18 protein-coding genes are annotated in these 19,067 nt (G+C 62.6%); 7 read left to right on the top strand and 11 right to left on the bottom strand.

Annotated features, from left to right (window positions below; genetic code table 11):
- Positions 1-265 precede the first annotated feature (265 nt).
- Positions 266-1,642: a bacteriohemerythrin gene (locus AC3QL2_RS18285; protein WP_493236329.1), complete on the bottom strand. Its 1,377-nt coding sequence runs from the start codon at positions 1,640-1,642 to the stop codon at positions 266-268.
- A 433-nt stretch (positions 1,643-2,075) separates the two neighbouring features.
- Between AC3QL2_RS18285 and AC3QL2_RS18280 the strand changes: the two genes are divergently transcribed.
- Both AC3QL2_RS18280 and AC3QL2_RS18275 read left to right on the top strand, forming a co-directional pair.
- A complete protein-coding gene (locus tag AC3QL2_RS18280; protein WP_493236331.1) occupies positions 2,076-3,770 on the top strand; it encodes an ABC1 kinase family protein in 1,695 nt (564 codons plus the stop codon).
- Between the two features lie 13 nt (positions 3,771-3,783).
- A complete protein-coding gene (locus AC3QL2_RS18275; protein WP_493236332.1) occupies positions 3,784-4,992 on the top strand; it encodes an MFS transporter in 1,209 nt (402 codons plus the stop codon).
- Between the two features lie 4 nt (positions 4,993-4,996).
- Here AC3QL2_RS18275 and AC3QL2_RS18270 read toward each other — a convergent pair whose 3' ends face one another.
- Positions 4,997-6,154: an HD domain-containing phosphohydrolase gene (locus AC3QL2_RS18270; RefSeq protein WP_493236333.1), complete on the bottom strand. Its 1,158-nt coding sequence runs from the start codon at positions 6,152-6,154 to the stop codon at positions 4,997-4,999.
- Positions 6,155-6,258: 104 nt separating this feature from the next.
- Between AC3QL2_RS18270 and AC3QL2_RS18265 the strand changes: the two genes are divergently transcribed.
- Complete coding sequence (locus tag AC3QL2_RS18265) at positions 6,259-6,783, top strand: DNA-deoxyinosine glycosylase (RefSeq protein ID WP_493236335.1); 525 nt, start codon at positions 6,259-6,261, stop codon at positions 6,781-6,783.
- Here AC3QL2_RS18265 and AC3QL2_RS18260 read toward each other — a convergent pair.
- Positions 6,765-8,498, bottom strand: coding sequence for a PHA/PHB synthase family protein (locus tag AC3QL2_RS18260; protein ID WP_493236336.1), 1,734 nt, complete (start codon positions 8,496-8,498; stop codon positions 6,765-6,767). The two genes, AC3QL2_RS18265 and AC3QL2_RS18260, sit on opposite strands and share 19 nt — an antisense overlap.
- Positions 8,499-8,680: 182 nt before the next feature.
- On the opposite strand from AC3QL2_RS18260, the gene AC3QL2_RS18255 reads away from it, so the two are divergent.
- Positions 8,681-9,124 (top strand): universal stress protein, encoded by a 444-nt coding sequence (locus AC3QL2_RS18255; RefSeq protein ID WP_493236338.1) that lies wholly within the window; start codon positions 8,681-8,683, stop codon positions 9,122-9,124.
- A gap of 112 nt (positions 9,125-9,236) precedes the next feature.
- On the opposite strand, the gene AC3QL2_RS18250 is transcribed toward AC3QL2_RS18255, so the two are convergent.
- From AC3QL2_RS18250 to ccoN, 8 genes are all read right to left on the bottom strand, one after another.
- A complete protein-coding gene (locus AC3QL2_RS18250) occupies positions 9,237-9,479 on the bottom strand; it encodes a hypothetical protein (RefSeq protein WP_493236339.1) in 243 nt (80 codons plus the stop codon).
- Between the two features lie 50 nt (positions 9,480-9,529).
- The gene (locus AC3QL2_RS18245; protein WP_493236340.1) at positions 9,530-9,670 is read right to left on the bottom strand and encodes a DUF3149 domain-containing protein; all 141 of its coding nucleotides are present in this window, start codon (positions 9,668-9,670) and stop codon (positions 9,530-9,532) included.
- A 13-nt stretch (positions 9,671-9,683) separates the two neighbouring features.
- The gene (locus AC3QL2_RS18240) at positions 9,684-10,205 is read right to left on the bottom strand and encodes a FixH family protein (protein WP_493236342.1); all 522 of its coding nucleotides are present in this window, start codon (positions 10,203-10,205) and stop codon (positions 9,684-9,686) included.
- 27 nt (positions 10,206-10,232) lie between these two features.
- Positions 10,233-11,672 carry a cytochrome c oxidase accessory protein CcoG gene (ccoG, locus tag AC3QL2_RS18235; protein WP_493237102.1) on the bottom strand — a complete coding sequence of 480 codons (1,440 nt, stop codon included), beginning with the start codon at positions 11,670-11,672 and terminating at the stop codon, positions 10,233-10,235.
- Positions 11,673-11,772: 100 nt separating this feature from the next.
- Positions 11,773-12,696, bottom strand: coding sequence for a cytochrome-c oxidase, cbb3-type subunit III (gene ccoP, locus AC3QL2_RS18230; RefSeq protein ID WP_493235572.1), 924 nt, complete (start codon positions 12,694-12,696; stop codon positions 11,773-11,775).
- On the bottom strand, positions 12,689-12,880 hold the full coding sequence (locus AC3QL2_RS18225; RefSeq protein WP_481115137.1) for a cbb3-type cytochrome oxidase subunit 3: 192 nt from the start codon (positions 12,878-12,880) through the stop codon (positions 12,689-12,691). The genes ccoP and AC3QL2_RS18225 overlap by 8 nt, the downstream gene beginning before the upstream one ends.
- A 30-nt stretch (positions 12,881-12,910) precedes the next feature.
- Positions 12,911-13,609, bottom strand: coding sequence for a cytochrome-c oxidase, cbb3-type subunit II (ccoO, locus tag AC3QL2_RS18220; RefSeq protein ID WP_493235571.1), 699 nt, complete (start codon positions 13,607-13,609; stop codon positions 12,911-12,913).
- A 19-nt stretch (positions 13,610-13,628) separates the two neighbouring features.
- Positions 13,629-15,050: a cytochrome-c oxidase, cbb3-type subunit I gene (gene ccoN, locus AC3QL2_RS18215; RefSeq protein ID WP_493235570.1), complete on the bottom strand. Its 1,422-nt coding sequence runs from the start codon at positions 15,048-15,050 to the stop codon at positions 13,629-13,631.
- Positions 15,051-15,604: 554 nt separating this feature from the next.
- Between ccoN and AC3QL2_RS18210 the strand changes: the two genes are divergently transcribed.
- The 3 genes from AC3QL2_RS18210 to nifL all read left to right on the top strand — a co-directional run bounded on the left by AC3QL2_RS18210 (position 15,605) and on the right by nifL (position 19,057).
- A complete protein-coding gene (locus AC3QL2_RS18210) occupies positions 15,605-15,883 on the top strand; it encodes an RnfH family protein (RefSeq protein ID WP_493235569.1) in 279 nt (92 codons plus the stop codon).
- 241 nt (positions 15,884-16,124) lie between these two features.
- The gene (locus tag AC3QL2_RS18205) at positions 16,125-17,099 is read left to right on the top strand and encodes a hypothetical protein (RefSeq protein ID WP_493235568.1); all 975 of its coding nucleotides are present in this window, start codon (positions 16,125-16,127) and stop codon (positions 17,097-17,099) included.
- Between the two features lie 296 nt (positions 17,100-17,395).
- Positions 17,396-19,057, top strand: coding sequence for a nitrogen fixation negative regulator NifL (nifL, locus tag AC3QL2_RS18200; protein WP_493235567.1), 1,662 nt, complete (start codon positions 17,396-17,398; stop codon positions 19,055-19,057).
- The last annotated feature ends 10 nt before the right edge of the window (positions 19,058-19,067 follow it).

Here is a 19,067-nt window from a genome sequence, read left to right as displayed (position 1 = left end):
TTAATGAAGTTTCCCATCCAGCGTTGGCAACAACGTCGTGTGACATTCTTGGCCTGCCAACAGGAAAGGATGGAGAAGAACTTGGCGCAAGCCGGGCGCCAGACCCTCCAAACAAAAACGCCGGGGCGCTGCATGCTACGCCGCAGCCCCCCGGCGCACTGTTAAGTTCTGTGACATCAGCATCAAATCAGAACCCGGCTACCACTATCGCGTCAATCCACTACGGAACAGGCCGTATGGCAGTGAAGACGCAAGGTACTGAGCCTCAGCCCTGCAGATACTGCGCGAACTTTTTGTCTTCGATCAGGATGTGGTCAGTCAGCCAGCTGCGCAGATAGTGGGAGATCTCTTCGCCGAGGTTCGGCGTGAAGTTGTTGCGCAGCTTGTCGCGCAGCATGATGACCTCCTCCGCCATGCGCCGGTGGACCTCCTTGTGCGCCGCCAGGTGAGGGTAGCCGTTGCGTTCGAGCAGGCGCTCCTCGCGGCCGAAGTGGGACAGCGTGTAGCCAACCAGTTCGTCCACGACGAATTCCACGGCGCTCTGGTCGTGGCAGTTGGCATCGAGGGAGATCTGGTTGATGAGGGTCAGCAGCACGCTGTGATCATGGTCGACCACGTGGTCGTTGAGGCTCATCACCGACGACCACTGGATGTCGCTGGCCCGCTCGCGGATCTCCAGCACTTTATCCAGGGCCGCCACGACACGCGGGTCGAACTGGCTGCCGGCCGATTCGCGCATGTAGGTCTTGACCTTGTCGAGGGGCCAGGCCGGCTTGTACGGACGCTCGGACGACAGGGCGTCGAAGACGTCGGCCACCGAAGTGATGCGCGCCGACAGCGGGATCTGCTCGCCGGCGAGCTTGTAGGGATAGCCCCTGCCATCCCAGCGCTCGTGGTGGGAATAGGCGATTTCCGAAGCCAGCCGGAAGTGCAGGCTCTCGGGCAGCAGGCGGCTGGCCTTCTTCAGGATGCTGCCGCCGTCTTCGGCATGGCGCTCGATGAGAACGCGCTCCTCGGGATCGAGTTTGCCCTTCTTGAGCAGTATGCTGTCCGGCACGCCGACCTTGCCGATGTCGTGCAGGATACTGGCGGTGCCGAGATGGGAGAGGAAATCGGCCCCCAGTTCGTCGGCCGGATAGCCCACGCCGGCCAGTTCGCGGGCAATCTCGTGGGCCAGGCGGGCCACCCGCAGCACGTGCTCGCTGGTGTCGGTATCGCGGTATTCGGCGAGATCGGCCAGCGTGGACACGGCCACCTTCATGACGCTTTCCAGCTTGACCGTCGAACGCCGCTCCAGCGTGATGTCGCGCACCTGCAGGAGCAGGGTTCCGGAATCGGTGGAGCGTGCGACGACGAACAGATGGCGCCCGCGTTCCCCGACGATTTCGACCTGCAGTTCACGACCGTCGGATGTGGCCTCATGCAGTGCCACGAGTTGCCGGCGCAATTCTCCGCCCTGCCCTGCCCCCTGGGCAGCGATGCAGTCGAGGATCAGCGTCAACGCGGAGCCGCCTTTGAATGGATGGCCTCCGGGGGCCACGAGGGCAGCAAAGGGGGCATTCTGGTAGGTCAGCCGGCATTCGGCATCGAAGACGGCCACCCCCTGATCGAGTAAGTCGAGGGCTTCAAGCGGAAAATTCATTCGGGACTCTGTCGAAAGTCGCAAGGACGGAGGATGTGCATGCCATGACTGCACACGGGACGACACGCGGAGCAGGTGATGAGCGGCAAGGCAGTTTCCCCTCGGGATATATCCGGCAATGCAGAAACAGGCCGGCATCTCGGCGTGATGACGCCTGGAAGATGACAGCGACGAATCATCCGGCATCCGACACGGGAAGTCAGTGAAGAATGCCCCCAAAAAAACCATTATACGAGTAGTGCTATTAACGTTTCACGTTGCGGCACGGCAGACGCGTCCCGACTCACATGACCCTTGCGGACGATTTTGCGCGTTGCGGCTTGCCTCTTGCCGCCCGTCGAGGCAGCCTTGCTGCACCGACAATTTCCTGCGTTCCCATGAACACCCGCCGCCGCCCCGCACTCTCCCCCGCCCGTCGCACCCGGGGCCACTGATGCTGTGGCAAGCCATTGCTGCGGTACGCGATCTGAAACGCATGCACGACATCGCCAGTGTGCTGATCCGCTATGGTTTCGGCGACGTGGTTCGGCGCATCGGCATGGCGAACGCACTGGAGCGCACCGGCAGGACCTTGCGCTGGCGCGAGCCGACAGAACTCGCCCACCTGGAACCCGCCGCGCGGGTCCGACGGGCGCTAGAGGAGCTGGGACCGACCTTCATCAAGCTTGGGCAGATCCTGGCAACGCGGGTGGATCTGTTCCCCCCCGACTGGATCACCGAATTCAGCAAACTGCAGGATGCCGCGCCAGCGGTGCCGTTTGCCGATCTGCGCGCACAACTCACTGAAGACCTGGGCGAGGCGCCCGAAGCAATCTTCACCGAGATCGACACCGAACCGCTGGCTGCCGCCTCCCTGGCCCAGGTGCATCGCGCACGTCTGGGCGACGGCACCGAGGTAATCCTCAAGCTGCGGCGCCCGGGCATCCGCCCGATTATCGAAGCCGACCTGCGTTTGATGGAACGCCTGGCCGAAATCATCGAGGGCGAGGCTGCCGACCTGCGCCGTTACCAGCCCCGCAACGTCGTCCGCCAGTTCACGGCATCCTTGCGCCGCGAGCTGGATTTTGCAGCCGAATGCCGCAACGCCGAACGCATCGCCGAACAGTTTGCCGGGCATCCGGAAATCTACATTCCCCGCGTGCACTGGCAATGGTGCGGGGAGCGGCTGAACGTGCAGGATTACGTGGACGGCATTCCCGGGCGGGATCTGGCCGCCGCCGACGCCGCCGGGCTGGACCGCAGGCTGCTAGCCCGCCGCGGCGCCGAAGCCGTGCTGAAGATGCTGCTCGAAGACGGCTTCTTCCATGCCGACCCGCATCCCGGCAACGTGTTCTACCTGGCCGGCAACCGCATCGCCTTCATCGACTTCGGCATGGTCGGACGCCTGACCGAGGACCGCCGCAGCCAGGTGGCACGCCTGCTGCACGGCCTGGTCAGCCGTGACAGCGCCCTGGTTGCCGACGTGCTGCTCGACTGGAGCGACGATGAGCAGCGCGACCCGGATTCCGATCTCGGCAACCTGCGCACCGAGATCGACAGCTTTGTCGACCTTTACCATGGCGTTCCGCTGCAGCGTCTCGACATCGGCGCGATGCTGTCGGATCTGCTCACCATCCTGCGCGAACACGGTCTGTCCCTGCCTGCCGACCTGGCGCTGATGATCAAGGCCTTCATCACCCTCGAAGGCATGGGCCGCCAGCTCGATCCAGAGTTCGACATCGCCGCCGAGGCCAGCCCCTTCCTGCGCCAGGTACTGCTGGCCCACGCCGCTCCGGCAGCCTTCGCCCGGCGCGGCTGGCGTGCCTTCGCGGACGCAGTGGACCTGCTCGCCGGCTTGCCGCGGGACCTGCGCCAGTTCCTGCGCGCCGCCCGCCGGGGCAAACTGCAGGTCCAGGTCGAGGTCTTGCCACTGCAACGCTTCGGTGGCCAGATCGATCGGGCCGCCAGCCGGCTGGCGCTGGCCATCGTGATCGCCGCCCTGATCGTCGGCTCGGCCATCGTGATGACCATCGACAAGCCCCCCGCCCTGCCGGGCCTGCCGTCCTTCGGCCTGCTCGGTTTCATCGCCGCCCTGATCGGCGGACTCTGGCTGCTGATTTCGATCTGGCGCAGCGGCAGCCCCGACTGACACCGCCAACCCCATGACGACAACAACAATAACCTCCCCCCAACTCTCTCCGGGCCAGGATGCCCAGATCATCGCACTGGTCGGGTTCGCCCATGGCGTCTCCCATTTCTTTCACCTGCTGCTGCCACCGCTGTTCCCGTGGCTGATGCCCGAGTTCGGGCTGGACTTCGTGGCTATCGGTAGCACGATGACGGTCTTTTTCGTCGTGTCCGGTGTCGGCCAGGCCCTGGCCGGCCTCGCGGTGGACCGTTTCGGCCCATTGCGGGTACTGTCGGCCGGCATCACCTGCTTCGTCCTCGCCGGCATCGGGCTGTCCCAGGCCCGCGGCCTCGGTGATCTGATCGCCGTGGCCGCGCTGGCCGGCCTCGGCAACAGCGTCTTCCATCCCTGCGATTTCACGATCCTCAACCGCAACGTGTCCCCGCCGCGCCTCGGGCACGCGTTCTCGATGCATGGCTTGTCCGGCAATCTGGGCTGGGCCCTGGCGCCGGTCTTCCTGACCAGCATCGCGTCAGCGGCCGGTTGGCGCACCGCCGGGCTGTGCGCCGGACTGCTCGCCATCCCGGCCCTCGCCCTGCTGTTCCTCGGGCGGCACCACTTTGTGGAGCGCACACCTGCGGCCGCCTCGGCGGTGCGCAAGGTGACGACGCTGGAAATCCTGAAAGTCGGCCCGGTGTGGCTGTGCTTCACCTTCTTCCTGCTGCTCACCACAGCCTTCGGCGCGATCCAGAATTTCGGCACGCCGCTGATGCAGGGCATGTACGGGATGCCGGTCAACCAGGCTGCCGGCACCCTGTCGGCCTATCTGCTGGCCGGCGCGGCTGGGGTACTGGTGGGCGGGTTTCTGACCCGCCATGCGCGGCAGGGGCCGATCATTACCGGCGCCCTGTGCGCGGCCGCGCTGGCCGCCTTGCTGCTCGCCAGCGGCTGGCCGGGTGCCCGCGTGGTGCTGCCCCTGATGGCGGCGATAGGCTTCCTGACCGGCCTGGCCGGGCCGTCGCGGGATCTGCTGGTGCGCAGCGCGGCCACCGCCCGCTTCGGCCAGGCGGCCTTCGGTCGCGTCTATGGCTTCGTGTATTCGGGCCTGGACACCGGTCTGGCGCTGGCACCGCTGGTGTTCGGCGGTTTCATGAACAAGGGCCAGTTTGCGACGGTTCTGTTTGGCGTAGCCATCCTGCAGGCCCTGGCCGTGTTCACCGCGCTGAGCGTGGAACGGCGCTAGCGACTCAGATCGCCGCCACGTCCTCCTCCGGTTCATCGCTGAAGTTCCGGGCGATGGCGGCGAAATCCCCGGACACATTCATCAGCGCATCGACAATGTCGGGGTCGAAGTGCTTACCGCGCTCCACCGCCATCATCTCGATCGCCTTCTCGTGGGGGAACGGCGGCTTGTAGACCCGCCGGGAAATCAGCGCGTCGTACACGTCGGCAACAGCCATCAGGCGCGCCGACACCGGAATTTCGTCGCCCGCCAGCCCTTCCGGATAGCCGCTGCCATCCCAGCGTTCGTGGTGTCCGTAGGCGATCTCGGCCGCATAGCGCAGGAAGGATGCGTCCGCCGCCCCACCCAGTGCCCGCTCGGCCTGCAGGATCGCGTTGCGCCCGTATTCGCAGTGCTGTTTCATGATCACCCATTCCTCGGGTGTCAGCTTGCCGGGCTTCAGCAGGATGGCGTCCGGTGTTGCCACCTTGCCCACATCGTGCAGCGGCGCCGACTTGAACAGCAACTGGATCACCTCCTCGTCCAGCTGGGTGCAGAAACGGGGATGGTCCTGCAACTGCTCGGCAAGGATGCGGACGTAGTGCTGGGTACGGCGGATGTGATTGCCGGTCTCGTTGTCGCGGGCTTCGGCGAGGGCACAGAAGGCGGTGATGGTAGCCGCCTGGGCGGCGATCACTTCCTGCTTGCTGGAGACGAGGCGACGGCTTTGCTCACTGATCTCAGCGGTACGTTCGGCAACCAGCAGTTCAAGATCCGCGTTGCGGCGCTGCAAGGCTTTGGTAGCCCGCGACAGGGCCAGGTGGGTGCGCACCCGGGCCAGCACAACCGGCGGGGAAATCGGCTTGTGGATGAAGTCTTCCGCACCGAGGGAGAAGCCTTGCTCCTCATCTTCCGGGCGGTCCAGGCCGGTCAGGAACATGACCGGGATGCCGCGCGTCGACTCGGACGACTTGAGACGGCGGCAGACCTCGAAGCCATCCAGCCCGGGCATCATCACATCGAGCAGGATCAGGTCGGCTCGCCCCCCACCCTCCAGATAGCCGAGCGCCTCGCCACCACTCATGGCGGGATGGACGTCATAATGCTCCGACAGCACGTCCTCGAGGATCAGCAGATTGTCGGCCTGATCATCCACCACCAGCACGTGGGCACGCTGTTTCATCGCAAACTCCGGAACCATTTCGGACAACTTGTCTTCTTTCCCACGGATACAGGGGAATATTCCAGCATCTGTCGCTCACCGCTGCAAGCGCCGCCTGAACCATCATGGCCCTGATTTACAGTTTTCCACCTGTTGCCACGCCTTTGGCCCACACACTGATCCTCGGCAGCATGCCCGGCGAAGCCTCGCTGCGGGCGGCACAATACTATGCTCACCCCCGCAACCTGTTCTGGCCCATTCTGGGCAAACTGATCGGCGCCAACTCCACCCTGCCCTACGCCGAGCGGCTGCGCTGCCTCGATACGGCGGGCATTGCGCTGTGGGACGTACTGCAGTGCTGTGAGCGGAAAGGCAGCCTCGACACGCGTATCGATGCCAGCACGATCGTACCCAACGACTTCCCGGGCTTCCTGGCCGCCCATCCGCACATCACACGCGTGTTCTTCAACGGTGCAATGGCCGAGACGAGCTTCCGGCGTCATGTGCTCGGCTCACTGGCCTCGCGCCCGCTCACTTATCAGCGTTTGCCTTCCACCAGTCCGGCAAACGCCGCGTTCAGCTTTGCCAAGCGCCTGGAGGCCTGGCAAAGCATACTCGGGGAACCCGCACTTCAACGCTCCAGCACATAAATGCCCGGCGCATCGGCGAGCGCAGGAAAGGCCTCGCTTGCCACTGGCGGCGCGTCGACCAGCTCTCCGCACTGGGGTTTGAGCCAGGCCATCCAGTCTTCCCACCAGCTGCCAGCATGCTCCTCGGCCTGCTCATACCAGCCATCGGCGGTATCGCTGCGCCGTGCCTGCCCAACCCAGAACTTGCGCTTCGGCGGTTTGACGGGCGGATTGACGATGCCGAGGATATGCCCGGAACTGGAAAGCACGAAGCGCTTCACGCCGCCGACGTAGTTCATTGTGCGGAAAGTCTGCCTCCACGGTGCGATGTGATCGTCTTCGGCCGACACGGCATAGACGGGCTGGCTGATAGCGCCCAGATCGATGGGCTCACCCGCCACCGTAAGGTGGTCCTTGTCGATCAGGTGATTGTGCAGGTAGAGCTCACGCAGATACCAGGCATGCATTGTGTACGGCATGCGTGTGGTATCCATGTTCCAGTAGAGCACATCGAAAGGCGGCGGTGTTTCGCCGTACAGCCAGCCATGCACGATGTAGTGCCAGATCAGGCTGTTCGAACGCAACAGGCGGAATGCCGAAGCCATCTCGGCGCCGTCCAGGTAGCCCTTGCGCTCCATGTTCTGGGTGATGAAGCGGATGCTGCCTTCGTCGATGAAGACTTCGATGTCGCCCGGTTTGTGAAAATCGACCAATGTGGTGAGCAGCGTCCAGTGGGACACCGGCACGTCATCCGGCGCGAAATGACGGTTCGCCCAAGCCATGTAAGTACTCAATGCCGTGCCACCGATGCAGTAGCCCACCGCATGTACCTTCGACGCACCAGTCACCCCGCGGGCTGTGTCGACGAGGGCCTGAACGCCCTCGATCAGGTAATCGTCGAAACTGACATCCCGCATCTCTGCCCCGGGGTTCTTCCAGCTGGTGATGAAGACATCGAGGCCCTGGTCCAGCAGATAGCGGATCATGCTCTTCCTGGGATTCAGGTCGAGGATGTAGAACTTATTGATCCACGGAGTGACGATCACGACGGGCGTCCTGTGCACCTGCGCCTTCGTCGGCGTGTAATGCAGGACCTCCAGCAAGCGGTTGCGGAACACCACCTTGCCCGGCGTGGTGGCCAGGTTCTGGCCTACAGTGAAATCACTGGGGTCGGTCATCCTGATATTGCCGGCTTCCATATCGTCGAGAAAATTCCGGAAGCCCCGCGCCAGGCTCTCACCCTTGGTTTCCACGGCCAGCCGCATCGCCACCGGGTTCGTCCAGAAAAAATTCGACGGTGCCACCGCATTGAGCCATTTCCGCCACCAGAATGCCGCCCGGCGCCGCTCCTTCTGGGACAGGCCCGGGGTGTCGTAGAGCATGTCCTGGACATGGTGGGTCATAACCAGGTACCACTCCTTCATCAGATCCCAGGTCGGCGACTCAGCCCAGGCCGGGTCGGCAAAACGGTTGTCGTCTTCATGCGGATGAACCGGATCCTCGCTCGGTAGGCCGAGCAGACTTCGCCAGGTGTGCCATTGCAGCGCCCACAGGCTGCCCGACATGCGCGCCATGGCCTCCGCCAGTTCCTGGGGATGAGCAGACCATGCCAGTTGCGCGTGCACAAGTGGTGCAGCCATGCCGAGCGGATCGATCGACGACTCGACCGAGTCATGCAACTGCCTCAGCGATTTGCGGGCTAGATCAAGTGGTGGCGCGGGGTCACGGCGGGACATGATGCAAAACTCCTTTCATACAGGATGGATTGGCGGCCGGCAGCGTGAGCCGGACCCACGGAATCTTGTGCTTGTCGAAATCGTGATCCTGCCTTGAAGGCCAACCGTTGATATTCGTCAAGCCGTCCCCGAACAGACTGCGCCTTATAATGGGACACCCAGTTCCCGACAGGATCGACATCATGTTCAAGAACATTCTGGTACCAACCGACGGTTCCGAGCTCTCCGAATCCACGGTGACCAGGGCGGTCAGCTTTGCCAAGGAAGCCGGCGCGCGCATCACCTTCTTCTACGCCCAGCCGGATTTCCCGATGCCCATCTACGGCGAAGGCGCCCTGATAGACCCGACCACCCCCGAACAGTTCAGTCGCGCCGCAGCCGCCGAAGCGGAGGCGATCCTGTCCCGCGCACGCGCCAACGCAGAAGCCGCCGGCGTCGAATCGAGCGGCGACACCCTCGTCAGTGAAGTCCCCTATGAAGCGATCATCGAAGCCACCGAGCGCAACGGGTGCGACCTGATCTTCATGGCATCCCACGGCCGGCGCGGCCTGAGCGGCCTGCTGCTGGGCAGTGAAACCCAGAAGGTACTGACCCACAGCAAGGTCCCGGTGCTGGTCTATCGCTGAATCCCGGACCACGGGCATTCGCCCCACGTATCCAAAGGAAGGGCCTCGCAGAAACTGCGAGGCCCTTCTGTCTTGCAAGTACCGAAATTCCGGAACGCGGCAATCCGCCGAATCAGTCGGATTCCGTGTTGTTGATTTCCGCCGCTGTCTGCTGGAAAAACAGCGTGGTAAGGCTGGACGCGGCGCAAACAAGCCAGAAGCCGAAGAAACCGATCGAATACGTTGCAGTCGGGGAAAAATGCACCGGCTCACCCAGCAAGTACAGTTCCTGTGGATTGACCACAGTGAAGAAGACGATCTCGGCCACGCCTGCAACCAAGAACGAGGGCCATAGAACCTGGATCAGTTTCAGCATGCTCAAGCTCCCTAAATAAATGCGGGCCCCAAGGGGCCCGCGTCAGTCAGCTAGGAATGAGAATGTCGTTCGTCTTCTGCAATGTGCTTCTGGGCAAAACGGTACAGATACCCAGCCATCACAATGACGAACCCAATCGTGAACAAGCTCAGCAGTCCAATGTCGCTACCGAACAATTCCTTCCAGGCCATGACTTCCTCCATGTCAATCAACAGGCTTCAGATCCGATGAATCGATCCGGATCTCCGTCTCTGTGGGGAGGAATGCGGCCCCTGACAGCCTCCAGCTGCGGGACTCATCTTCTATCAACACCTTCCAGTGGGCGCTCACCAGTTCATTCTGGAGACGTCCGCGATACATACCTTCACTGCGTTCCATGACGAGTTGCTGGTCCAGTCCGCCACGGGTCGGGTGGGCCAACGTCACCATCAACTTGGCCGGCAGCTCAACCCCCGGCTTGGCCTGGAGTGCCACAGACAGCCCGTCCGCGCTAAATCGGACCTCGGCCTTCAAGCCCAGGTTGGCCGCTACGCCAGCCCTTGCCAACGTCTGATTGATCGCCAGCCCCTGCTTGTAGTAGTCATCAGCCACCATGCCGTCGAAGGACGTCACGGCCAGCCACATGGTGATGCTGCCACCGATGATCGCCGTCACCGGCATCAGCATCAGCAACCAGGTCCAGTGCTCCTTGTACCAAGGGGTGGAAGAAACCTGATTCGGGGCCATTGCTCTTTGATTCATATATAAATTTCTCTACTGCGGTATCAGGAACACCGACTTCTCCCGTACCGCCACGGTTTCGTCGTCCAGCGCCTTCACTTCGATATACACGGTGTTGGAGCCGGGCTTGCCCGACTCGGGCGGCGCCGCCACTTCGATGGTGACCGACTTCAGTTCCGCCGCATCGAGCTCGATCGGCCCGGCCGGGCTCAGCTTCACCCCATCCAGCCCGCTCGCCGACAGGGCGTAACGCCGCGGCTTCTCGGTCATGTTCATCACCTGCAGATTGTACACGTTGGCGATCAGCCCCCCTTCGATCTCCCGGCTCAGCGTCGAGCGGTCCTTGATCACATCGACCCGCAGCGTCGAGCGCGTCGCCAGGCCCCACACGAAGGCCGTGCACAACGCCATCAGCACGCCGGCGTAGATCAGTATCCGCGGGCGCATCACGTGGCCGAGGATTTCCTTCCTGCCCCAGTGCCGCTTCATCGCGTTTTCGGTGGTATAGCGGATCAGGCCCTGCGGGTAGTTCATCTTGTCCATCACCTGATCGCAGGCGTCGATGCAGGCCGCGCAGCCGATGCATTCGTACTGCATGCCGTTGCGGATGTCGATGCCGGTCGGGCAGACCTGCACGCAGATGCCGCAATCGACGCAGTCGCCCTTGCCGACCGTCTGCGGGTCGACGCCCTTGCGCCGCGGGCCACGCGGCTCGCCCCGCTCGGGGTCGTAGGTGATCACCAGCGTGTCCGGGTCGAACATCACGCCCTGGAAGCGGGCATACGGGCACATGTATTTGCAGACCTGCTCGCGCATCACGCCGGCAAACAGGTAGGTGAAGCCGCCGTAGAAGCAGATCCAGAACAGCTCCCACGGGCCGAAGCTGAAGCTCGCCGCTTCGCTCAGCAACTCGTGGATCGGCGTGAAGTAGCCGACCAGTGTGAAACCCGTCCACAGGGACAGCAGGCCCCAGGTGCCGAACTTGGCGCCCTTGATCGCCAGCTTGCGAACGCTCAGCGGGGCCTGGTCCAGCTTCATGCGCTGCGCGCGGTTGCCTTCGATCTTCTCCTCGATCCACATGAAGATCTCGGTATAGACGGTCTGCGGGCACGAATAGCCGCACCACAGCCGCCCGGCCACCGCGGTGAAGAAGAACAGGGAATACGCACTGATGATCAGCAGCACCGCCAGGAAGAACACGTCCTGCGGCCAGAAGATCCAGCCAAAGATGTAGAACTTGCGCTGCACCAGGTCCAGCAGCACGGCCTGCCGGCCGTTCCACGGCAGCCAGCACAGGCCGTAAAACAGGATCTGCGTCGCCCACACCAGGATCCACCGCCAGGTGGCAAAGCGCCCCGTCACCGCGCGCGGGTAAACCTTCTGGCGGACGGCGTAGAGGGTGTCCTCCGCTTCAGCCGCCTGCACGGTCGAAGGACTGATCTTCTTGGCAGCTTGGGTGTCTGGCTGACTCATGATCGCAATATCAAAATATTCTTATATTCAAACTCAAAAACACCCCGGGACCAGCCCGGGGAGTTCTTGATAGCGAGCATTGCTGCGTCTCGCCGAAAGCTTACTTCTTCTCTTCAGCCGGAGCCGCGGCGTTCTTGGAAAGGCTCAGCACATAGCCGGCAAGCAGATGCACCTTGTCCTCACCGAGGAAGTCCTTCCAGGCCGGCATGCGGTTGGTACGGCCATGGGTCACGGTCTCGATGATCGTGGCTTCGGACGAACCATACAACCAGGTCTTGTCGGTCAGGTTCGGCGCGCCGACTGCCGGCGTACCCTTGGCTTCCGGACCATGACATGCGACGCAGTTCTGGGTGAAGATCTCCTTGCCGCGCTGGGCACGCAGGGAGTCATTGGCCAGACCGGACAGGGAACGCACGTAGTTGGCCACGTCCTTGACACCGTCTGCACCAAGCGCCGGGCCGAACGGGGGCATCATGCCCTGACGACCTTCCAGAATGGTGGTCTTGATGGTTTCGGGCTCGCCGCCGTACAGCCAGTCATTGTCGGTCAGGTTCGGGAAGCCCTTGGCACCCTTGGCATCAGCACCGTGACACTGAGCGCAGTAGGTCAGGAACATGCGATGGCCCATGGCGTTGGCTTCCTTGTCGGCAGCCACGGCATTGAGGTCCATGCCACGATACTTGGCGAAGATCGGGCCATACTTCTCGGCCGCAGCCTTCTGTTCCGCTTCCCACTGACCAACTGCCGACCAGCCCAGCTTGCCCTGGTTGTTGCCGAAGCCGGGGTACAGGGTCAGATAGGTGATCGCGAAGATGATCGTGATCCAGAACATGTACATCCACCAGCGCGGCAGCGGATTGTTGTATTCCTGCAGAGTTTCGTCCCACACGTGATCGTGCAGGCCGACCGGGCCCGGGGTCCGCTTGGTCGTGTTGGAAACCAGCACGAACACGCAGAACCCGATGCTCAGGAACACCAGGACCATCACCCAGGCGTTCCAGAAACCGCTAACGAAGTCAGCCATTTTTATTTCCTTCCTTGGTTTGCCGCCCCGAATCGGAGGGCGGCAAGTCGTCCTCGCCGAACGGCAGGAGCGCAGCCTCGTCGAATCCCTTTCGTGCACGCCCGCTGTACGCCCACAGGCTGATACAGATGAAACATACAAAGCCCAGGACGGTTACGACCGTACGTGCGTCATTGATATCCACGATGTGCTCTCCTGCGTTCTCCGAATTGGATTACTGTTTTTCCGGAGCCGCGGGGGCCGGAGCGGCAGCAGCCTCAGCCGGTGCAGGCGCAGCGGCCGCGACGACCGGAGCAGCCGGCTTGCCGGCATTCAGCGCGGTGCCGAGACCTTGCAGGTAGGCAATCACGGCCTCCAGCTCGGTCTTGCCTTCCAGCGCCTTGCGGGCACCTTGGATTTCCTCATCGGAGTAAGGAACGCCAACCTTGCGCAGCGCGTTCATCTTGGCCTCGATGTCGTCGATCTTCGCCGGGCGGTCGAGCCACGGGAAAGCCGGCATGTTGGACTCAGGAACGACGTCACGCGGGTTCAGCAGGTGGATGCGATGCCATTGGTCGGAATAACGGCCGCCAACGCGGTGCAGGTCGGGACCGGTACGCTTGGAGCCCCACTGGAAGGGGTGGTCATACACGTACTCGCCGGCGACGGAGTAATGGCCATAACGCTCGGTTTCGGCACGGAACGGACGGATCATCTGCGAGTGGCAGTTGTAGCAGCCTTCGCGGATGTAGATGTCGCGGCCGACGAGGCGAACGGGGTCGTAGGGCTTGAGGCCCTCCACCGGCGTGGTGGTGGACTTCATGTGGAACAGCGGCACGATTTCCACCAGACCGCCGATACTGACGGTCATCAGCGTGAAGACGATCAGCCAGCCAACCTTGCGTTCGATAAAGTCGTGATTCGATTGAGCCATGATTATTCTTTCCTCCCGATCAGGCGTGAGCGCCGGCAGGTGCCAGCACCGGAGCTTCATAGGCCTTCTGACCGGCGATGGTCTTCACCATGTTGTAGAACATGATCAGCATGCCGGTCAGGAACAAGACACCGCCGAGAACGCGGATCGCCCAAAACGGGTAGCTAGCCTTCACAGCTTCAACGAAGGAATAAGTCAGGGTGCCGTCCGGGTTGGTGGCACGCCACATCAGGCCCTGCATGACGCCGGAAATCCACATGGAGGCGATGTAAAGCACAATGCCGATGGTCGCGATCCAGAAGTGGGCGGTGATCAGCTTGGTGGAGTACATCTCGGTCTTGCCGTACATGCGCGGGATCAGGTAGTACATGGCCCCGATGGACACCATCGCAACCCAGCCCAGTGCGCCGGAGTGCACGTGACCGACGGTCCAGTCGGTGTAGTGGGACAGCGCATTGACCGTCTTGATCGACATCATCGGACCTTCAAAGGTGGACATGCCGTAGAAGGACAGCGAGGTGATCAGGAACTTCAGGATCGGGTCGGTGCGCAGCTTATGCCAGGCGCCGGAGAGGGTCATGATGCCGTTGATCATGCCACCCCAGGACGGAGCCAGCAGAATCAGGGAGAAGACCATGCCGACGGACTGGGTCCAGTCGGGCAGCGCGGTGAAATGCAGGTGGTGCGGGCCTGCCCACATGTAGGTGAAGATCAGCGCCCAGAAGTGCACCACCGACAGACGGTAGGAGTACACCGGACGACCAGCCTGCTTCGGCACGAAGTAGTACATCATGCCCAGGAAGCCGGCGGTGAGGAAGAAGCCCACCGCGTTGTGGCCGTACCACCACTGAATCATGGCGTCCTGAACGCCTGCGTAGGCGGAGTAGGACTTGGTCAGGGTGACCGGGACTTCAGCGCTATTGACCAGGTGCAGCAAGGCAACGGTCAGGATGAAGGCGCCATAGAACCAGTTCGCCACATAGATATGTGTGGTCTTTCGGGTTGCAATGGTGCCGAAGAAGACGACAGCGTAGGAAACCCACACGATCGTGATCAGGATGTCGATCGGCCACTCCAGTTCGGCGTATTCCTTGCCGGAGGTGAAACCCAGCGGCAGCGAGATCGCAGCCAGCAGGATGACCAATTGCCAGCCCCAGAACGTGAAGGCTGCAAGGCCCGGGGCAAACAAGCGGGTGTGGCAAGTACGCTGCACACAGTAGTACGACGTTGCAAAGAGAGCACAGCCACCAAACGCAAAAATCACCGCGTTGGTGTGGAGCGGGCGGAGCCGTCCAAAGTGCAGCCATTCGGCAACGTTCAATTCGGGCCACACGAGCTGTGCTGCGACGATAACGCCGACCAGCATGCCCACGATACCCCATACCACCGTCATGATGGCGAACTGCCGCACGACTTTATAGTTGTAAGTCTGCGATTGCATGTGAGTCACCTCATCAAAAGAAAACAAAACCCCCCTGACTGCTCGACGGACGGACCGGCGGCAGGCTTCGCGGAAGGATACGCCGCGATAAGGGCGGCATTTTGACACAGATCAACTTTATTGCGCCGCAAGAAGACCTGGGCGACGTGGCGGATCAGGGATTTCAGGAATAAGGCCCCGCTCGCGAATCAGCTTTATGAAGAGATAAGCAAAGTCTTCAAAATCCACTCGGAAATAGTGGTCTTTTTCGCAAATATTCCTGTCGGACTTACGACAATTGTAGGGTTTCGCAGCACGCTCCCTTACAACTGCAACAAGAAAACCATTGATCCATATGGGAAAAGATCGCAATCCTGGGTGGCACAGGATGTGCGGTTGCGTTCGCTGAACGGTCAAGCGACGTTGTGGCAGTCCTTCCAAACCTCAGTGGAATCCGATTGACACGGCGCGCTTCAAGTAAATAGCCGAGCCCTGGACAGCTCTGCCGGCGGGGAATCCAAATCCCGCAGATACCCCGCCCAGCCAGGGCCCGAGCACATCAGGAGTTCCGAACCATGCAAGTCGGCGTTGCTTATTCCGAACCGTCCCAGCAGGTCTGGCTGACCATAGAAGTACCGGACGGCACATCCGCCCGCGAAGCCATCGAAGCCTCTGGGATACTCAAGCAGTTCCCCCATATCGACCTCTCCAGCCAGAAAGTCGGAGTATTCGGGAAGCTGGTCAAACTGGAAGCCCCCCTGAAAGCGGGCGACCGCGTGGAGATCTACCGCGGGATCATCTGCGATCCCCAGACCGTGCCACGTCGCCAGCTGGACGATGACGACGACGATTGAAGACGTTCGCCGCCGCATGCCATGACAGGGCGCCGGGGCCATCGCTCCAGCTTCTGTTGTCGGCATCGCCGGCCACAGGGCAATCAAGTGCCTCGGCACGCCCCTGCCCTAAAGGATTTGTCACCTCGCGCGCGCTCCTTCCACGCGCCCACCCCGGTTTGCGGCCTGCAGACCGGGGTTTCGAATGCGAGCCTTGTTCAGATTCCCTCAAGCCACAGCCAGAAATAGAAGGAGCACGCCCATGAACGCGAACCCGAGTTGGACCGAGCGCACCAAGGCACTCGAAGCGTCCGTCGTCGAAGTCTGCACCCTTGTCCCGGTCTCAGCCGGCCCCGGAATCCTGGCCAAGGAGCTGGCCCGTCATATTCCGGAACTCCATTTCCGTCGAACCCTCTGCCGCGGCGGCTGGTATCGCCTCGGCGGCGTCCTTGCCGCAAACGGGTCGCGCATCTCCGACGACCTGGAAAGCTGGGCGGAGATGACGCTCGCGGCCTGCGACGGGGATTTCGAGGCCCTCCGCGACGAGTACGCAGGGAAGGAGCTTATCGCGACGCGCCGCGTGGGCCGCACCCATTACTTCGTCGCGCCCACCGGCGACAAATCCACCGATTTCCTGCAGCTGGAGATCGAAGACCTGCAAGAGACTCAGGCCCATACGCTGTTTGCGCAGAGGCCTGCGCCGAGCGCAATCGACGAACTCATCGACCCGGATCTCGGCCACCACAACGGACAGCCGGTCGGGCTTCCTTATTACACCTTCCGGCGCCTCACCCACATCGGCGACCTGCTGGCCCGCCTTCGGCAGCAAACCCCCGACGCCCAGCCCATCCACCGCTTCAGCGACGACTGGAGCGAATCCAGCGCCGGGCATGCCACCGCCTTCAGCAACCAATGGGTCATTGCGGTGCGCGAACATCTCGACCGCTTCCAGCAGAACGTCATCCGCGCCCAACCGGTGCCGGCCATCGACGGCGAACCGCCGGTTTTCAGTGCTCGGGAGGGCACCCGGGAACTGGCGCTCCACGACGCGCTGGTGTCCTTCGACCGGGCAGCCGGCTATCCCTTTGCCTGGTACTTCCACATGCTGACAACCAAGGCCGTGCCCCATTGGGTGGCACGCGTGGTGATGGAAGACGCCAATGCGGGCTTCGCCTACCTGCCCCGCCGCGACGAAGACGTCGTCCGCCGCTGGCTGCACGCCCCCTACGCACTCTAATAGGGCAAGGGGCTGGATACGGAATGACATCGGCGGGAAACGCACCAGCATGGGGCAACAGCCCTGCGCGAGATCAGGCGACACACCGGACAACGCACCGCACCAGCCCTTCACGGCGCCCCCAGACCCTTGAATCACAAAAAGAAACAAAACCTGCACGAGATCGGACAGGGTGAGCACGGCAAACAAGGCCCGCTCCTTGCTTAACAGGCTCATCACCCACCATTGGTCCCAGCGCTAGGGGCTACAGTCAAATCCGCCCCTCATCGGGCGCTGTTCAGAGTCGAGGTTTCGCGATGTCAGAGGTCACCAACGGCCGCCCCCGTTCGGATGGGGATGCAAGCGGCCAGCCGCCGACAGCCGTGCGTGTAGAAGCACTCAGGGCGGCCCTCGCCAAGGCCCTCGAGAATGCGTCGAGCAATGACGACTTGGTCGGCGAAATCGCTGCAGCCCAAGCGTTCCCGAGCCGCATCTGGCTGTTCCTGGAGGCGGTCGAACAAGCCCCGATCGCCATCTCGATCACCGATCCCCAAGCGCGCATCCTGTATGCCAATCCGGCCTTCGAGGGCGTCACCGGCTACGCGCCCAGCGAGGTGCTGGGCCTCAACGAATCGATCCTGTCCTACAAGACCACTCCACGCTCCGTTTACGAAACGCTGTGGAAGTCACTGCACGAGAAGAAGACCTGGAACGGAACCCTCGTCAATCGGCGCAAGGATGGCTCCCGTTACATCGCGGAACTGACCATCACCCCGATCCTGGACTCCAAGGGGGAAACCGCCTACTGCCTCGGCATGCACCGGGACGTCACCGCACTGCACGCCCTCAAGCAGAAGGTCCAGAATCAGAAGGCGCTGATCGAGTCCGTCATCGACGTGGCACCGATCGCCATCGCGCTGCTCGACGACCAGCAGCGGGTCGTGCTGGACAACCACGAATACAAGCAGCTGACCGACGACCTCGGCGTGACCGACCCGGCGAAGCAAGTCCTCGCGGAGCTGCGCAATACGATCGGCCTGGCCTTCGAACCACCCAAGCTCGGCGGCCGCAACTTCGTCGACGAGGAAATCTGCGTGCACCCGACCTCGGGCAAGGCCGCGCGCTGGTTCTCCTGCTCCGGCTCCTGGTTCGAGCAACAGGATGCCAAGGCCGACTCCTTCTTCGATCCCCAGGCTCGCGCCTACCTGATGCTCCTCATCAAGGACATCACCGCAGCCAAGCGCCAGCGCGAGATGGAACGCATCGGGGCGATCCGCGCCACGATGGCCGAGGCCGAACTGGTGCAGAGCCTGCGCGAGACCCTGTCCGGCGCCGTCTACCAATTGCGCGGCCCGCTGAACATGATCCGCGCCGCCGCCAACATGCTCGACCGCCGCGGCACCCAGATCGACACGGCGATGCTGAAGAACGCCCTCAAGGAAGCGCTCACCGCCGGAGAAGCCGCGCTGGGCACCTTTGAGGCATCGATGCCGGAAGCCCCGCAGGAAGCCACCGCACCGGTCAATCTCAACGACATCCTGCGCGACGTGCTAATGCTGCTGACCGAGCGACTGCTCGCCGCCGGCATCACCGTCGCGTGGCAGCCCACCTCGCGGCTCAGCCACTTCCACGGCCGCGCCAACATGCTGCGCAGCATGTTCAAGGAGATAGTCGAGAACGCCATCGAGGCGATGAACGAGCGTGGCCGCAATGTCCGCGAACTCAAGGTCCGCACCGAAGAAAAGGACGGACGGGTCGTCGTCATCATCGAAGACACCGGCCCCGGCATCTCCCAGGAACTGCGCCACAAGGTCTACGAGCCCTTCTTCACCACCAAACGCCCGCTTTCCCATTCCGTCGGAATGGGCCTGGCCATCGCCCAGGACGTGGTCACACGTCACGAAGGCACCATTGACATCGACCCGGACTACACCGGCGGATGCCGTTTCATCGTCGGTTTCCCCCCATCGGGAAGCTGAGCCAACGCAC

The sequence above is a fragment of the Zoogloea sp. GW822-FHT05C07 genome (assembly GCF_058800215.1).
Note: the sequence above shows the minus strand (reverse complement) of the source record. Positions and strands in the feature narration are given on the sequence as shown.

Excerpts from the sequence above, each read along its gene's own strand:
- AC3QL2_RS18285 (WP_493236329.1), bottom strand. The coding sequence starts at position 1,642 with ATGAATTTTCCGCTTGAAGCCCTCGACTTACTCGATCAGGGGGTGGCC.
- AC3QL2_RS18280 (WP_493236331.1), top strand. The coding sequence starts at position 2,076 with ATGCTGTGGCAAGCCATTGCTGCGGTACGCGATCTGAAACGCATGCAC.
- AC3QL2_RS18275 (WP_493236332.1), top strand. The coding sequence starts at position 3,784 with ATGACGACAACAACAATAACCTCCCCCCAACTCTCTCCGGGCCAGGAT.
- AC3QL2_RS18270 (WP_493236333.1), bottom strand. The coding sequence starts at position 6,154 with ATGAAACAGCGTGCCCACGTGCTGGTGGTGGATGATCAGGCCGACAAT.
- AC3QL2_RS18265 (WP_493236335.1), top strand. The coding sequence starts at position 6,259 with ATGGCCCTGATTTACAGTTTTCCACCTGTTGCCACGCCTTTGGCCCAC.
- AC3QL2_RS18260 (WP_493236336.1), bottom strand. The coding sequence starts at position 8,498 with ATGTCCCGCCGTGACCCCGCGCCACCACTTGATCTAGCCCGCAAATCG.
- AC3QL2_RS18255 (WP_493236338.1), top strand. The coding sequence starts at position 8,681 with ATGTTCAAGAACATTCTGGTACCAACCGACGGTTCCGAGCTCTCCGAA.
- AC3QL2_RS18250 (WP_493236339.1), bottom strand. The coding sequence starts at position 9,479 with ATGCTGAAACTGATCCAGGTTCTATGGCCCTCGTTCTTGGTTGCAGGC.
- AC3QL2_RS18245 (WP_493236340.1), bottom strand. The coding sequence starts at position 9,670 with ATGGCCTGGAAGGAATTGTTCGGTAGCGACATTGGACTGCTGAGCTTG.
- AC3QL2_RS18240 (WP_493236342.1), bottom strand. The coding sequence starts at position 10,205 with ATGGCCCCGAATCAGGTTTCTTCCACCCCTTGGTACAAGGAGCACTGG.
- ccoG (WP_493237102.1), bottom strand. The coding sequence starts at position 11,672 with ATGAGTCAGCCAGACACCCAAGCTGCCAAGAAGATCAGTCCTTCGACC.
- ccoP (WP_493235572.1), bottom strand. The coding sequence starts at position 12,696 with ATGGCTGACTTCGTTAGCGGTTTCTGGAACGCCTGGGTGATGGTCCTG.
- ccoO (WP_493235571.1), bottom strand. The coding sequence starts at position 13,609 with ATGGCTCAATCGAATCACGACTTTATCGAACGCAAGGTTGGCTGGCTG.
- ccoN (WP_493235570.1), bottom strand. The coding sequence starts at position 15,050 with ATGCAATCGCAGACTTACAACTATAAAGTCGTGCGGCAGTTCGCCATC.
- AC3QL2_RS18210 (WP_493235569.1), top strand. The coding sequence starts at position 15,605 with ATGCAAGTCGGCGTTGCTTATTCCGAACCGTCCCAGCAGGTCTGGCTG.
- AC3QL2_RS18205 (WP_493235568.1), top strand. The coding sequence starts at position 16,125 with ATGAACGCGAACCCGAGTTGGACCGAGCGCACCAAGGCACTCGAAGCG.
- nifL (WP_493235567.1), top strand. The coding sequence starts at position 17,396 with ATGTCAGAGGTCACCAACGGCCGCCCCCGTTCGGATGGGGATGCAAGC.